Genomic DNA, 14539 nt, shown 5'->3' on the forward strand with positions numbered 1-14539 from the left:
CATTTTCATTTAATCGGAGATGGTTGTCAAAACAGGGAGTTGACCGATGGCCAGGCGGAACGTGGGACGTAGGCGAGCCGACCCCAGGGGCAACCGCCGACGCCGCATCGACATTCCCACCGGGCACGGTCACGGCCACGGGCACGGGCACGGCGATCAGGTCGTGGACACGTCGGTCGTCGACGGCGACGCGGTCGTCGCCCGCCGGGTCCGGGTCGTGGTCGCGGCACTGCTGATCCCGCTGATCGCGGCCGCCGTGATCGCGATGGTCGTCCTCTGGCCGAGCGGCGACCTGAAGGCCGACCTGCCCCCGCAGGCGGGGGCCAGCGGCGAGGTCGTCAAGCTCGAGCCGTGCGCCGAGTCGCCGGACGCGTGTGACCTCGCCACGGTGAAGATCACCTCGGGCCCGGACGGGGACCAGGGCGTCGAGGCGCCGGTCGAGGTCCCGAAGGGCAAGCAGGCCGCGCTGCCGATCGAGGTGGGCGACAAGCTCCTGCTCGGGTTCCAGGACGGCGCGCCGATCGAGGAGCGCTACTCGTACACCGACCACGACCGCGGCCGGCCCCTGCTCATCCTGGCGGTCGTCTTCGCGGTGGCGGTCGTGGTGCTGTCCCGCTGGCGGGGCCTGGCCGCCCTGGTGGCGCTCGGCATCACCGCGGTGACACTGACCCAGTTCGTCCTGCCCGCCATTCTCCGCGGCGAGAATCCGCTGCTCGTCTCGGTGGTGGGCGGGGCGGTGATCATGACGATCGCGCTGTACCTCACTCACGGCATCAACGCCCAGTCGTCGGTCGCCCTGGCGGGAACGATCGCGGCACTAGGGCTGACCGCGGTCCTCGGCTGGATGTTCGTCAAGGTCGCCTCGTTGTCCGGCGTCGGCGCGGAGGGCGCGTCGCAGATCAAGGCGTTCGTCCCGGACCTGGACCTGGCCGGCGTCCTGGCGGCCGGCATCGTGATCGGTGCGCTGGGCGTCCTCGACGACGTGACCGTGACCCAGGCGAGCGCGGTCTGGGAGCTCTCGGCAGCCAACCCGGCGGCGGGCCGGGCCTCGCTCTTCAGTGCCGGCCTGCGGATCGGCCGCGCGCACGTGGCGTCCGTGGTCAACACCCTGGTCCTCGCGTACGCCGGCGCGGCACTCCCGTTGCTGATGATCTTCGCCGTCAGCGGCGTCGACGCGAAGTACGTGATCACGACCGAAATGGTCGCCATCGAGATCGTCCGCGGCCTGGTCGGCAGCCTGGGCATCATCGCCGCCGTACCCCTCACCACGGCTCTCGCCGCTCTGGCCGTAGCCGACCGCTCCCCGAACCTGGTCGCCCAGCCCGACCCACCCCCCACCCCGGACCCCACCCCGCCCCCGGGCCCCACGCAGGCCCCCTGACCGCACCAACCCCGTCGCCCCGCCGGGTTCCGCCTGACTGCTGGCCTGCCGGGGCCGGGTCGCCCTGTCCTCGCCGCAGTTGTGGGGACCTCGGACAAGGTAGAGCGTGTCCCAACCCCCGAGTACTTGTTTCAGACCCGATCGGCCTCGCGAGGTGTAGGCCGCCCGGTCGGGGGTGTGGTCGGCTTGTCGGGGGTGCGGTCAGGTTGTCGGGGGTTGGGGCGGGGTTGTCGGGGGTTGGGGCGGGTTGTCGGGGTATTGCGTGACCGCGGTCCCGGGATGGTGTTCGCGGTTGGGGAATTGCCGGGTTTCGTGGCTGCAGGCGTTGCCGCTCATGGCGTTCTGATCAGGTCGCTGTAGTTGGGGAGGGGGAGCGAGCCGAGGGCCTTGCCGACGCCGTTCTGGGCCCAGACCAGCTTCTGGACGGGCGTGGGCAGGCGGACCAGCATGGCTGTTGCCCATGGCACCAAGCGGACGGCCGTCGCGCTGCCGGGGATGACCGACTTCATCACCTTCGGCGCCGCGGCGCGACTCAGGTCGACGAACTCCCGCACCTTCCGCTCGTAGTTGCGCAGCCCCGAGGGCAGGTCGCTCCGGGCCGCCGCGAGCTCGCCCGCCAGTACGTACGCCGTGACCGCGGCCAGGCTGGTCCCACCGCCGATCGCCGGGCCCGGGCAGAACCCCGCGTCCCCGACCAGGCCGACCCGGCCGCGCTGCCAGCTGTCGAGCGTGATCTGCGAGATCGCGTCGAAGTAGAAGTCGTCGGCCGCCGCCAGGTGCTCGAGCAGTCGCGGCACCGTCCAGCCGTACTCGCCGAACGCGTCCGCGACGATCCGGCGCTGCTGCTCCCGGTCCCGGTAGTCGTAGGGCAGTTCGGTGGCCGTGCGGAACAGGAAGGCCGCGCGTGCCTGGCCGGTCTGGTGAACGCCGTAGGTGCTGACCATCCGGTCGACGCTGACGTGGACGAGCATCCGGTCCTGGAGAGCGAACAGGTCCGGCATCGAGTAGACCGCGAGATAGCCGCCGAGGTGCCGGCGGACGGCCTCTTCCGGCCCGAAGACGAGCCGGCGGACCGTCGAATGCATACCGTCGGCGCCGATCACCAGGTCGAACCGGCGGGGTGCCGCGTGCTCGAACGTCACGTCCACGCCGTCGCCGTCGTCGTCCAGCGTGGCGATCGAGTCGCCGAAGACGTACTCCACGTCCGATCGCGTCGCCTCGTACAGGAGCTTGGTGAGCTCGCCGCGAAGGATCTCCACGTGCCGGTCGGAGATCCCGGCGCTGAGCCGGTCGATGTCGACGGTGACCGGCCGTTTGCCGTGCCGCTCCACCGACATCGTGGTCGTCTGGGTCCGGGCCTCGTGGATCTGCGCCCACAGCTCCATCCGGCGCGCCACCTCGACGCCGGATCCGAACAGATCGACCGCGTGCCCACCGAGTCCGTGCCGCAGCGCGGGAGTGCGCTCGACCACCGTCGGCTCGAAGCCGTACCGCCGCAACCAGTAGGCGAGCACGGGCCCGGCCACGCTCGCTCCCGAGATCAGGATCCTCTGCACCGGCTGTCTCCTCCGATTTGTTTACTTAACGGAAGGTAAGCAAAAACGGCAGCGGCTTGTCAATGCCTTACTTAACGGTAGGTCAGCTAAACTTCTGGTCATGCCGAGAACGCGCAGCGGGGACACCAAAGCCCGGATCCAGCAGGCCGCTCTGGACCTGTTCGCCGCGAAGGGTCTGCGGCAGACCAGCCTGCGCGACATCGCGGACCGGCTGGGGATGACCAAACCGGCGCTGTACTACCACTTCGCGTCGCGCGACGAGCTGGTCAGCAGTCTGGCCAAACCCCTGATCGACGACTTCGACGCGTACGTCGACGCCCGGGAGGCCGAGGTGGCGCCCGATCCGCGGGAGTTGCTCGGCTCGTTCTTCGACCTCACGTACCGGCATCGCGGCCTGTTGCTGCTCGCGCTCCGCGATCTGTCCGTGCTGCAGGAGATGCACCTGACCGACCACGTCACCGGCTGGCGCCGGCGAATCGTCGCGCTGCTGATCGGGGAGTCGCCGTCGCTGGCCGATCAGGTCCGCGGCATGGTGGCGATCGGCGGGCTCTCCGATTGTGCCGTGGTCTTCGAGGGCGTCGACGTCGACGAGTTGCGGACCGCCGCGGTCGACGCGGCGTACGACACGTTGGGGCGGTAGCCGTCAGGCGCCGGCGATCCGGGAGACCGCGAAGAGCAGGATGACCAGGACCGCGAAGACCCGCAAGGCTCGCTGGCCGTTGCTGACCACGGGCCAGGAGAGGAAGCCGAGCCAGCTCAGCAGCAGGGCCAGCAGGATCAGGGCCGGGACGGCGGCCGGGACCGGGGCGAAGACGCCGAGCAGGGCCAGGACCAGGGTGATACCGGGCAGCGTCAGCTTCGGCATGGAGTGCAGCTTGGCCACGTACGGGTAGCTGATCTTGGTGATCCGCTGCCGGAGCGGGCTGGCCGGCTGGCCGCTGGAGGAACTCATGAACCCATTGTTCCAGGTGGCCCGGCCAGGTCCCGGTGCGGACGGCGGCCGGTGAGGCCGTACGCTTGCGCGGGTGTTCGTGGTGATCAGGTTCCGGGTCGGCGAGGAAGCCCAGCCCGAGTTCGTGGCCCGGTTGCAGACCGCGGTCGAGGTGCTGTCGCGGCAGAAGGGGTTCGTCGCCGCGCGGACCGGCCGGAATGCGGACGACCCCGAGTTGCTCGCGCTCAGCATGGAGTGGGAGAACATCGGCAGCTACCGGCGCGCGCTCTCGCCGTACGAGGTGAAGCTGGCCGCGGTGCCGTTGCTGTCCGAGGCGATCGACGAGCCGACCGCGTACGACTCGCTCGATCCCGTGCCGCTTCCCTGACCGGTCTCGGGGATGCGACGAGGGCCCGATCGGCCCGCTAGCCTGGACCCTTCCGTACCACCCATCCGTGCCTGTTGTCTGGAGTCAGAAAAGTGCCCGTGGACACCGTCGATGCCGTCGTCAGCCTGAGCAAGCGCAGAGGCTTCGTCTATCCGTGCGGCGAGATCTACGGCGGGACCAAGTCGGCCTGGGACTACGGACCGCTCGGGGTGGAGCTGAAGAACAACGTCCGGACCCAGTGGTGGCGGGCGATGGTGACCAGCCGCGACGACGTGGTCGGGCTGGACTCGTCGGTGATCCTGCCGACCAAGGTATGGGAGGCGTCCGGGCACCTGTCCGAGTTCGTCGACCCGCTGACCGAGTGCCAGGCCTGCCACAAGCGGTTCCGCGACGACCACCTCCGCGAGGACTACGCCCGGCGGAAGAACAAGGACGCCGACGAGGTCAAGCTCGACGAGATCGCCTGCCCGAACTGCGGCAACAAGGCCACCTTCACCGAGCCGCGGATGTTCAACGGGCTGCTGAAGACCTACCTCGGCCCGGTCGAGTCCGAGGAAGGGCTGCACTACCTGCGGCCCGAGACCGCGCAGGGCATCTTCGTCAACTTCGCCAACGTGATGGGCACCGCGCGCAAGAAGCCGCCGTTCGGGATCGCCCAGGTGGGCAAGAGCTTCCGCAACGAGATCACCCCGGGCAACTTCATCTTCCGCACCCGTGAGTTCGAGCAGATGGAGATGGAGTTCTTCGTCGCGCCCGGGTCGGACGAGGACTGGCACGAGTACTGGCTGAAGGCGCGCTGGGACTGGTACCTCGGGCTCGGCCTGAACCCGGACAACATGCGCTTCTACGAGCACCCGCAGGACAAGCTCAGCCACTACTCCAAGCGCACCGTCGACATCGAGTACCGGTTCAACTTCGGCGGCAAGGAGTTCGACGAGCTCGAGGGCATCGCGAACCGGACCGACTTCGACCTGTCCACGCACTCCAAGCACTCCGGCGCCGACCTGTCGTACTTCGACCAGGAGAAGGGCGAGCGCTGGACGCCGTACGTGATCGAGCCGGCCGCCGGGCTGACCCGCAACGTGCTCGCCTTCCTGCTCGACGCGTACACCGAGGACGAGGCGCCGAACGCGAAGGGCGGCGTGGACAAGCGGACCGTGCTGCGGTTCGACCCGCGCCTCGCCCCGGTCAAGGCGGCCGTGCTGCCGCTGTCGCGCAACGCCGAGCTCTCGCCGAAGGCCAAGGACCTGGCCGCCGAACTGCGCGGCTTCTGGAACGTCGACTTCGACGACGCGGGCGCGATCGGCCGCCGGTACCGCCGGCAGGACGAGATCGGGACGCCGTACTGCATCACCGTGGACTTCGACACCCTGGACGACCAGGCCGTGACGATCCGGGAACGGGACTCGATGAAGCAGGAGCGGGTCGCGCTGACCGAGGTGTCCGGCTACCTGGCCCAGCGACTGGTGGGCTGCTGACGATGAGGCGCTGGACGGTGCCGGCGATCGCCGCTGTCGCGTTGCTCGTACTCGCCGGGTGTTCCGACTCGCCGCCCGAGGCAGGGAGTACGCCCGCGCCGTCCACGCCGGCGGGATCGACCAGCGCGCCGATCCCGACCGCCTCGACGCCGACGCTGACCCCGTTGCCGACGCCGACGAAGCCGTGGCCGACGCCGAAGGTCACGGGCGCCCCGGACGACGACGCCCCGCTGGCCGAGCGGATCCGGTTCGCGATCGCCAAGCAGGCCCAGATCGCCGCGGGCAAGGCGGCCACCACCAAGGTGAGCTGCCCCGGGATCGACGACGCCGACAAGCCCGGCGAGCACAGCCTGACCTGCACGGTGACGTACGCCGGCAAGCCGTACTCGGGCACGCTCACCGTCGACGCGAAGCAGTACAGCGCGTCCTACAGGTTCACCTCGGAGTCGGTCGCGATCGCCAAGGCGAAGGTGGTCGACGCCGTCCAGCGGGCCGCGTCCGGCGCCGCCAAGGTGACCTGCACGATGGACGACGTGGCCGTGGTGAAGCACACCGCGCAGGGCATCCAGTGCGACGTCACCACCGTCGACAACGCCGTCCAGCCGTACCGCGCCCAGGTCTCCGGCAACGGCCAGGTCCTGGTGTCGAAGGCCTGACATGCTCCAGCTCGGGAACCTCACGATCGACACCCCGGTGGTGCTCGCACCGATGGCGGGCATCACCAACGCGGCGTACCGGCGGTTGTGCGCGGAGCAGGGCGCCGGTCTGTACGTGTGCGAGATGATCACCTCGCGCGGCATCGTCGAGGGCGACCAGAAGAGCCTCGACATGCTCACGTTCGACGAGCGGGAGACGGTCCGCTCGGTCCAGTTGTACGGCGTGGACCCGGTCTACATCGGCCGCGCGGTCGAGATCCTCTGTGACTCCTACGGCGTCGCCCACATCGACCTGAACTTCGGCTGCCCGGTCCCGAAGGTGACCCGCAAGGGCGGCGGCGCGGCCCTGCCCTGGAAGCGGAACCTGCTCGGCGCGATCCTGGACGCCGCGGTCAAGTCGGCCGGTCCGTACGGCATCCCGGTGACGATGAAGACCCGGATCGGCATCGACGCCGACCACCAGACGTACCTGGACGCCGGCCGGATCGCCGCGGAGTCCGGGTGTGCCGCGATCGGCCTGCACGGACGGACCGCGGCCCAGGCGTACTCCGGCCAGGCCGACTGGACCAAGATCGCCGAACTGGTCGAGCACACCTCGATCCCGGTGCTCGGCAACGGTGACATCTGGGAGGCGGCCGACGCGCTCCGGATGGTCGAGGAGACCGGGTGCGCCGGCGTGATCGTGGGACGGGGGTGCCTCGGCCGGCCGTGGTTGTTCCGGGACCTGGCGATCGCGTTCGCGGGTGGGGAGGCGCTCAATCTGCCGACGCTGGGCGAGGTGGCCGTGGTGATGCGCCGGCACGCGGAGCTGCTCGCCGAGTTGATGGGGGAGCAGCGCGGACTGCGGGACTTCCGCAAGCACGTCCCGTGGTATCTGAAGGGCTTCCCGGCCGGCGGCGAACTGCGGGCCGCCCTCGGCATGGTGGACTCGCTGGCCCGGCTGGACGAGCTGCTCGCCGAGCTGGACCCGGTGGTCCCGTTCCCGGTGGCCGAGCTCGGAGCGCCGCGCGGCCGGCAGGGTTCGCCACGGGACCACATCGTGTTGCCGTACGGCTGGCTGGACGACACCGACGGGCTGAACACGGACCTGGCCGACGCGGAGATCGGCGTCTCCGGCGGCTGACGCCCTCACCCCGTACAGTCCTGTCATGGCGAGCAAGCCGGACGAGACACGTGACGGGGTCGGCCTGACCAACCTGGACCAGCCGTTGTTCGACGGGGCCGAGGCGACCAAGCGGGACCTGGTCGACTACCTGGACGCCGTCCACGAGCGGATCCTGCCCGAGCTGCGGGAGCGGCCGTTGTCGGTGCTCCGGATCCGGCCGGGCCAGGAGCCGTTCATGCAGAAGAACGTGCCCAAGTACACGCCCGACTACGTCAAGACCGTGACGGTGTGGGCCGAGGCGTCCAAGCGCGAGGTGTCGTACGCGCTGTGCGACGACCGGAAGACGCTGCTGTGGTTCGCGAACCAGCGCGCGGTCGAGTACCACCCGACGCTGATGCGCGCGGACCGCTGGGACCGGGTCACCCACCTCGTCCTGGACCTCGATCCACCCGAGGGGGAGACGTTCGGCCTCGCGGTCCAGGCCGCGCACCTGGTCCGGCAGGCGCTGACCGACTGCGGGCTGGCCGGCGCGGTGAAGACGAGCGGCGCGAAAGGCGTCCACGTGATCGTGCCGATCGACGACCAGTTGCCGATCGAGGACGCCGCCGCGGCGACCCGCGCGATCGCGGCCCGCGCCGAGCGGATCGACCCGGACCTGGCGACCACGGCGTACATCAAGCAGGACCGGGGCGGGCGCGTGTTCATCGACTCGACCCGGGCCGGTGGTGCGACCGTTGCCGCGGCCTACAGTCCACGGATCCGGCCAGGTGCGCCGGTGTCGTTCCCGGTCGGCTGGGACGACATCGACCAGGTCACGCCGCGCGACTTCACCATCCGCAACACCCCGAAGCTGCTCGGCGACCGCGATCCGTGGGCGGAGCAACTTCCCGCGCCCCAGACGGTACCGGCCGACGTCCTGGAAGAAGGCCGGGCGATCCCGGTCGCCCGGGTCCAAGCCATGCACGAAGGCAAACGCCGCAAACGAGCCCGCCGCGAAGCCGGCGAGGAGGTCTGACCCCCTCCCCCCGCGCACCCCCCCCGCGCACCCGCCCCCGCACCCACCCGCGCACCCACCCCCGCGCACCCACCCGCGCGCACCCACCCGCGCACCCACCCGCGCACCCACCCCCGCCGCCGTCGTCTGCTGGGTTAACCCTTGCGGTGGTGGCTTGGCCCATCAGAATTCCATGGGCCAAGCCACCATCTGATGGGTTAACCCACCAGATGATGCGGGCAGGCGGGCGGCGGGCGGGCGGGCCGGGCAAGACGCAGGCGGGCGGGACGCAGGCGGGCGGGCCGGTGAGGGTGGTGCGGGGGTTATGTCTCGGCGGCGGTGGTGAGGTGGAGGGCTCGGGTGCGGACGTCGGCCAGCGGGTGGTTGCGTAGGGCAATCAAGTGGTCGCGCCAGGGGCCGGGCCAGCCGGAGCGGTGACCGGCCGCGGCGACGAAGGTGTGGGCCAGCAGACCATCCGCCAGCCGTTCGCCCGTGACCAGTTGCGCGACCGCGGGTTCGACCAGTTCCGGTGACCAGTGGGCCGGACCGCCGGTCAATCGCGCGCTCAGGAGTTGAGCAGCCTCCAGCGCGGCCAGTGGCCGGCCTTCTACGGCGACGGCGACGCGATCCAGTTCCTCCGGGAGCTGGGACCAGTCGAGCGAGGTGATCAGCAGCCGCAGCCGGAGTTCGAGTTGGTCGTCGTCGCCCAGCTCGGTCACGACCTGCTTCAGGACCTGCCGCGCCTCGGTCGGCTTGAGCGTGAAGGCGATCGCAAGCGACTCGATCAGCCGCGCGAGCCGCTGGCGTGCGGGCCGATCCCGGTCGGGCGTCGCGTTCGGCAGGTTCGGGTCACTCTCCAGCCGGAGCAACAGGCGGACCGTCGCCACCAGCTCGTCGATCCCGCGATCGGGCTCGGCCGCGACCAGGCCGGTGAGCACCGAGAGGGCGTCGACCCAGACCGTGGTCCGATTCGACAGATCGGTGACGAAGCCCGCGCAGACCGAGGCGATCTCCGGATTCCACCGGGACCACTGCCGCAGCGCCTGGACCGCCGCCTGGACCACCTCTGGCTCTGGCCGGGCCGTCACCGCGATCAGCAGATCCGCGTACCGCGACCGGTACTTCGGCGCCATCCCGTACGGCGTCCGCTGGGTCAACGCGATCGCGGTCGCGTCGCTGTCGTGCACCGCCTGCTGCAGTACCGCCCAACTCGCCGGCTCGTGCAGCAGGTACTGGGCCGCGGTGCTCGTGATCGCGGCCCGCACGTCCCGATGCGCCCCGGCCCACGCCTCGGTCAGTACGACGGACGCGCCGGGTGCGCGCAGTTCGCCGAGCAGCCGGGCGGCCTCCTTGCGGGCGGTGACCTTCACGCCTTCGCCGGCGAGTACGGGGTGCAACAACCCAGGCAACCGGCTCGGCCGAACGAACCGGGCCGCGCGGGTGGCTGCGTACACGGCCACGCGGGCCCGATCGTCCCCGGCATGGGCGAGCAGGACCGGCATCGCCTGCTCCGGCGAATCGGTCCACGCCAACGCAGCCAGCGCAGCCTCCTGCAGCAGCACCTCGTCGCTCTGCAGGAACGGCTCCACCGCAGCTCGCCCGATCCCAGGCACATGGCCCAGTGTCGAGACAGCGGTCGCGCGCACCACATCGGGCAGCCGGGTATCCCGGGCCGCAGCCGTCACCAGCTCGGCGTACCGGGCCCGTTGCCGCGGGACCCAGCGGTACAGGGCGTAGTCGGGGACGAGCCAGAGCGGGTGGTTCCGCTCGAAGCGCTGGGACCGTACCGGCTCGGCCAGAACGGCGTCGAGGAGATCGGTGCGCTCCACGGTGACCGCGGACCAGACGACTCCCCAGCGAGCCATGCTGACGTCGCGCTCGATGATCCGGCCGACCCGCTCGTTCCGCGTGGCCGGTGGTTCGAGCCAGAACTCGGTGGCTTGCCGCGACGGCATCTCCTCGGCCGACCACACCGCCTGTTCGAGCACGCTGTGCAGGTGCTCGTTGGTCCACCCGCGTCGCTCGAATGCCCCCGCGATCGACAGGGCCAGCGAGTACTCCTCCCGCGCCGCGCCCGCCTCGACGAACGGCCGGAGCACGTCGTACACACCTTGCTCCTGGCCCCGTGGAAGGCCGTCGACGATCCCGTACAACGGCACGCGGCCGCGTTCCTCCGTGATCCGCGCGTGTGCCCGCAAACCCCAGTCGAGCAAGGTGGTTCGGTTGCTCAGGGCCCCTTGCCGGACCGCGGTCTCGGCCACGTTCTTCAGCGCGGCCCGGGACGGCCAGGAGGTGTCGCGCGCCTCGAGTGCATCGGTGAGCAACGTGTCCAGTCCGGGCACCAGCTCGTCGGTCAACGCGGACGGCGGCACCTGCGACACCGCGGTGAGCATGGCCACCCGGACCGGGTCCCGGTCGTTGCGGGCCCTGGCCGCCCAGGTGACCGCATCGACCAGGTGCGCCGGTTCGCGCGAGTGGCCGGCCGCGCCGATCACCGCGGCGTACACGGCGGCCCGGTCGCCCGCCTCCGGCCGGCGGATCTCGGGCTCCAGCCGGGCGAACGCCTCCTCGTACGGCAGGAACGACGTCACCGCCCAACTGCGATGGAGGTCGGCCTGGACCGGCGCGAGGGTGAGCATCCGGCCAGCTTCGTCGACGCGGACCGCCCGGGGAAGAACGCGCAGCAGGTCGTCGGGCAACACTCTCTGGCCGAGCTCGACCGACGCGGTCACCGCGGCGAACACGGTGGCTCGGCGGGACGGCGGAAGGTCGCTCAGCAGCTCGGTCAAGAACGGCCACACGAGCTTGCCGAGCGCGGTCAGCTCCTCGTCGGAGTACCGGTACAGGCGCCGTCGGACCGCGGGGGTCAGCGCGTACCGCAGTACCGAGGACCGGTCGGGCGACAGCAGGACGGACAGCGTCCACGCCGGATCCAGGTCCACGAACCGACCCAGGACCTGGATGATTGCTGCGGGCAACTTGTCGGCCGGGAGCGCCGCCTTGACCAGGCCGAGGACCCCGGTCGCGTCGTGATCGAGCGCGGCGACGACCCCGTACGCCGGGCCGCGCCACCACTCGTCCTTGTCAGGGCCGTCGGGGATCACCCGGTGCGCGTAGTCGAGGACGGACCGCGGATGCCGCGTGCCGAGCCGCTGCCACTCGCCGAGCGTGAGGCAGTACGCGAGCTCCGGCAGCAGGCGGTCGACGGTACCGCTGTCGGTACTGGTCAGCAGCCCCGTCGCGGCGAGGTCGCCCCAGCGTTCGCGGTGCTCGTCGATCAGCCGGGTGGCCAGACTCGAACGCCCGGTCGTCCGGATCACCCGGAGCAGCCGCTTCCGCAGAGCCGCGGGCGCGTCGTCGTACAGGATCCGCAGGTCGTCGTCCGACACGTCGACGCCGCGACGGACCGCGCCCAGCGCCCGGGTCTGGACCGAGGGGTCGGGATCGCGGAGCAGGCGGGTCACGTACCCGGCGTCGCCGGCGGCCGACGCGATCTGCAGACCGAGGTGGCGCTGGTACGAGTCGCCGCGGCCGAGCTCGCCGAGCAGGTCGGTCAGCTCCGCGGTACCGCGCAGCCGTCGTCCTTCGCCCGCGGCCAGGCGGACCCGGTCGTGGTACGGCAGGGGGTCGACGGTCCGCAGCAGTTCCGACGCTCGCATGGACCCATCCTGCCGAGCCTCGGTGTCAGGACGGCAGGGAGGCGTCCATCAACAGTTCGGCGGCCTCGCGGGCGCGCTTGGCGGGCTCCGGCGAACCCGAGATCGCGGACGTGGTGATCGCACCCTCGCTGAGCAGGATGAGGTGGTCCGACAGCTGCTCGGGGTCGCGGGCGCCGGCCGCCTCGGCGAGCTCGGTGAGCGCGCGCCGGAACCCGGCCTTGTGCTCCTGGGCGAGCTCGGCGACGCGCGGCGACACCGCGCCCAGCTCGCCGAACGAGTTGATGAACGCACAGCCGCGGAAGTCGCGCTGGGTGAACCAGCTGTAGAGGAAGTCGAACACCGCGAGGATGCGCTCGCGCGGATCGGTCGCCGCGTCCAGGTGCTCCTGCAGCATCTGCTTCCAGAGCCGGTCGCGCTGGTCCAGGTACGCCTCGATCAGCGCGTCCTTGGACGGGAAGAGCTGGTACAGCCGCTTCAGCGAGACGCCCGACGCGGCCCGGATGGCGTCCATCCCGACCGCCTGCACGCCGCGCTCGTAGAACAGCGAGTCGGCGGCGTCGAGCACCTGCCGCTGCGCGGTCGCCGTGTCGATCGGCATCGTCGCCTCCTGTGATCCGGGCCACCCCACTTGCGGGAGAACCAACGTTCTCCTACAGTAGCAGCACCGGGGAGAACGAGCGTTCTCACCGGATACCGATCCTCAGGAGGAGAGTTCGATGACCGTTCTGGAGCCTGCCGCCCAAGCCTTCGCCGACGCGACCGCCACCCCGCCGTTCCTGTTCCAGCTGCCGCCCGCCGAGGGCCGCAAGCTGGTCGACGAGGTGCAGACGACCGACTACCCGAAGCTCGAGATCGACGAGGAGTGGGTCACCGCCGCCGACGGCACCAAGGCGCGGATCGTCCGCCCGGCCGGGAGTACCGGGGTGCTGCCGGTGATCCTGTACATCCACGGCGCGGGCTGGGTCTTCGGCAACGCGCACACCCACGACCGGCTGGTCCGCGAGCTCGCGGTCGGCGCCGGCGCCGCGGTGGTCTTCCCGGAGTACGACCTGTCGCCCGAGGTGCGGTACCCGCACGCGCTCGAGCAGGCCTACGCGGTGGCCCGCTGGATCGTGGCCGAGGGCGGCAACAACGGCCTGGACGCCGACCGGATCGCGATTGCCGGCGACTCCGTCGGCGGCAACCTGACGGCCGCGGTCACGCTGCTCGCGAAGGAGCGCGGCGACGTGACGTTCCGCCAGCAGGTGTTGTTCTACCCGGTCACGGACGCGTCCTTCGACACCGCCTCGTACCGCGAGTTCGCCGAGGGCTACTTCCTCCAGCGGGACGGGATGAAGTGGTTCTGGGACCAGTACACGACCGACGAGGCCGAGCGGAACCAGATCACCGCGTCGCCGCTGCGGGCCACGATCGAGCAGCTGTCCGGGCTGCCGACCGCGCTCGTGATCACCGGTGAGGCCGACGTGCTCCGGGACGAGGGCGAGGCGTACGCGAGCAAGCTCCGCGAGGCCGGCGTCGCCGTTACCGCGGTCCGGTTCGCCGGCATCATCCACGACTTCGTGATGCTCGACGCCCTCCGCGACACCCAGGCCGCGAACGCCGCCATCGACCTCGCCGTCCGCACCCTCAAGTCCGCCCTCGCCTGACTTCACCAACTCCCGAAAGGATCACCCCTCATGACCGACAAGGCCACCACCGTCGTCCTCGTCCACGGCGCCTTCGCGGACGCCGCCAGCTGGAACGGCGTCATCGACACCCTGCAGAAGACCGGGATCCAGGTCCAGGCGATCGCGAACCCGTTGCGCGGGCTCAGCCTGGACGCGGCGTACCTGGAGAGCGTGGTCCGGGGGATCGACGGCCCCGTCCTCCTGGTCGGCCACTCGTACGGCGGCGCCGTGATCAACGCGGCCGCGCCCAAGCTCGGCAACGTCGTCGGCCTGGTCCACGTCGCTGCCTTCGTCCCGGACGCGGGGGAGAGCCTGGCCGGGATCTCCGCGAGGTTCCCGGAGACTCCGTTCGGCGCGGCGATCCGGCCGTCGTTGTTCCCGCTGGCCGACGGGACCGAGGCGCCCGAGGTTCACCTGGACGCCGCGCTGTACCACGAGGTGTTCGCCGCTGACCTGCCCGAGGCGGTGACCCGGGTCCTCGCCGTGGCGCAGCGGCCGATCGCGGTGCTCGGCCTGGAGGAGGAGATGCCGGTCGAGCCGGGCTGGAAGAAGCTGCCGTCGTGGACCGTGGTCTCCACCCAGGACAACGCGATCCACCCGGAGGCGCAGCGGTTCATGGCCCAGCGATCCGGCGGCACGGTCGTCGAGATCGAGGGCTCCCACTCGGTCGCGGTCTCCCAGCCGGAAGCGGTCGCCGACGTCATCCTCAAGGCACTGAGCTGAG

Annotated in this window: 13 protein-coding genes; 9 read left to right on the top strand and 4 right to left on the bottom strand. The window is 70.9% G+C overall.

The features are described from left to right. Positions 1-46: 46 nt before the first annotated feature. Positions 47-1381: a YibE/F family protein gene (locus FB561_RS20450; protein WP_145808955.1), complete on the top strand. Its 1335-nt coding sequence runs from the start codon at positions 47-49 to the stop codon at positions 1379-1381. A 332-nt stretch (positions 1382-1713) separates the two neighbouring features. On the opposite strand, the gene FB561_RS20455 is transcribed toward FB561_RS20450, so the two are convergent. Beyond that, positions 1714-2937 (bottom strand): FAD-dependent monooxygenase, encoded by a 1224-nt coding sequence (locus FB561_RS20455; RefSeq protein WP_145808959.1) that lies wholly within the window; start codon positions 2935-2937, stop codon positions 1714-1716. Positions 2938-3037: 100 nt separating this feature from the next. On the opposite strand from FB561_RS20455, the gene FB561_RS20460 reads away from it, so the two are divergent. After that, positions 3038-3577, top strand: a complete 540-nt coding sequence (locus tag FB561_RS20460; RefSeq protein WP_145808962.1) for a TetR/AcrR family transcriptional regulator — start codon at positions 3038-3040, stop codon at positions 3575-3577. A 3-nt stretch (positions 3578-3580) separates the two neighbouring features. Here the strand turns inward: FB561_RS20460 and FB561_RS20465 are convergent, their stop codons facing one another. Further along, positions 3581-3889 (bottom strand): DUF6703 family protein, encoded by a 309-nt coding sequence (locus FB561_RS20465; RefSeq protein WP_145808965.1) that lies wholly within the window; start codon positions 3887-3889, stop codon positions 3581-3583. Positions 3890-3962: 73 nt separating this feature from the next. Here FB561_RS20465 and FB561_RS20470 point away from each other — a divergent pair, with 73 nt between their 5' ends. The 5 genes from FB561_RS20470 (at position 3963) to ligD (ending at position 8510) form a co-directional block, all read left to right on the top strand. Continuing rightward, positions 3963-4256 carry an antibiotic biosynthesis monooxygenase family protein gene (locus FB561_RS20470; protein ID WP_145808967.1) on the top strand — a complete coding sequence of 98 codons (294 nt, stop codon included), beginning with the start codon at positions 3963-3965 and terminating at the stop codon, positions 4254-4256. A 92-nt stretch (positions 4257-4348) separates the two neighbouring features. Then, the gene (locus FB561_RS20475; RefSeq protein WP_145808971.1) at positions 4349-5734 is read left to right on the top strand and encodes a glycine--tRNA ligase; all 1386 of its coding nucleotides are present in this window, start codon (positions 4349-4351) and stop codon (positions 5732-5734) included. A 2-nt stretch (positions 5735-5736) separates the two neighbouring features. Further along, positions 5737-6390 carry a hypothetical protein gene (locus tag FB561_RS20480; RefSeq protein WP_145808974.1) on the top strand — a complete coding sequence of 218 codons (654 nt, stop codon included), beginning with the start codon at positions 5737-5739 and terminating at the stop codon, positions 6388-6390. A 1-nt stretch (position 6391) separates the two neighbouring features. Beyond that, positions 6392-7513 (top strand): tRNA dihydrouridine synthase DusB, encoded by a 1122-nt coding sequence (gene dusB / locus FB561_RS20485; protein ID WP_145808977.1) that lies wholly within the window; start codon positions 6392-6394, stop codon positions 7511-7513. Between the two features lie 25 nt (positions 7514-7538). Continuing rightward, positions 7539-8510, top strand: a complete 972-nt coding sequence (gene ligD, locus FB561_RS20490; RefSeq protein ID WP_145808980.1) for a non-homologous end-joining DNA ligase — start codon at positions 7539-7541, stop codon at positions 8508-8510. Between the two features lie 302 nt (positions 8511-8812). Here ligD and FB561_RS20495 read toward each other — a convergent pair whose 3' ends face one another. Next, positions 8813-12148: a hypothetical protein gene (locus FB561_RS20495; protein WP_145808983.1), complete on the bottom strand. Its 3336-nt coding sequence runs from the start codon at positions 12146-12148 to the stop codon at positions 8813-8815. Between the two features lie 25 nt (positions 12149-12173). After that, positions 12174-12746: a TetR/AcrR family transcriptional regulator gene (locus FB561_RS20500; protein WP_145808987.1), complete on the bottom strand. Its 573-nt coding sequence runs from the start codon at positions 12744-12746 to the stop codon at positions 12174-12176. 118 nt (positions 12747-12864) lie between these two features. Here FB561_RS20500 and FB561_RS20505 point away from each other — a divergent pair, with 118 nt between their 5' ends. Together FB561_RS20505 and FB561_RS20510 are read left to right on the top strand one after the other, a co-directional pair. Then, the gene (locus FB561_RS20505) at positions 12865-13794 is read left to right on the top strand and encodes an alpha/beta hydrolase (RefSeq protein WP_145808990.1); all 930 of its coding nucleotides are present in this window, start codon (positions 12865-12867) and stop codon (positions 13792-13794) included. Between the two features lie 30 nt (positions 13795-13824). Continuing rightward, the gene (locus FB561_RS20510) at positions 13825-14538 is read left to right on the top strand and encodes an alpha/beta hydrolase (RefSeq protein WP_145808992.1); all 714 of its coding nucleotides are present in this window, start codon (positions 13825-13827) and stop codon (positions 14536-14538) included. Position 14539 lies beyond the last annotated feature (1 nt).

This window comes from Kribbella amoyensis, assembly GCF_007828865.1.
Taxonomy (GTDB): Bacteria; Actinomycetota; Actinomycetes; order Propionibacteriales; family Kribbellaceae; genus Kribbella; species Kribbella amoyensis.

What these genes read in the sequence shown, in the direction of transcription:
- FB561_RS20450 (WP_145808955.1), top strand. Translation starts at nt 47, where the DNA reads ATGGCCAGGCGGAACGTGGGACGTAGGCGAGCCGACCCCAGGGGCAAC.
- FB561_RS20460 (WP_145808962.1), top strand. Translation starts at nt 3,038, where the DNA reads ATGCCGAGAACGCGCAGCGGGGACACCAAAGCCCGGATCCAGCAGGCC.
- FB561_RS20465 (WP_145808965.1), bottom strand. Translation starts at nt 3,889, where the DNA reads ATGAGTTCCTCCAGCGGCCAGCCGGCCAGCCCGCTCCGGCAGCGGATC.
- FB561_RS20480 (WP_145808974.1), top strand. Translation starts at nt 5,737, where the DNA reads ATGAGGCGCTGGACGGTGCCGGCGATCGCCGCTGTCGCGTTGCTCGTA.
- dusB (WP_145808977.1), top strand. Translation starts at nt 6,392, where the DNA reads ATGCTCCAGCTCGGGAACCTCACGATCGACACCCCGGTGGTGCTCGCA.
- ligD (WP_145808980.1), top strand. Translation starts at nt 7,539, where the DNA reads ATGGCGAGCAAGCCGGACGAGACACGTGACGGGGTCGGCCTGACCAAC.
- FB561_RS20495 (WP_145808983.1), bottom strand. Translation starts at nt 12,148, where the DNA reads ATGCGAGCGTCGGAACTGCTGCGGACCGTCGACCCCCTGCCGTACCAC.
- FB561_RS20500 (WP_145808987.1), bottom strand. Translation starts at nt 12,746, where the DNA reads ATGCCGATCGACACGGCGACCGCGCAGCGGCAGGTGCTCGACGCCGCC.
- FB561_RS20505 (WP_145808990.1), top strand. Translation starts at nt 12,865, where the DNA reads ATGACCGTTCTGGAGCCTGCCGCCCAAGCCTTCGCCGACGCGACCGCC.
- FB561_RS20510 (WP_145808992.1), top strand. Translation starts at nt 13,825, where the DNA reads ATGACCGACAAGGCCACCACCGTCGTCCTCGTCCACGGCGCCTTCGCG.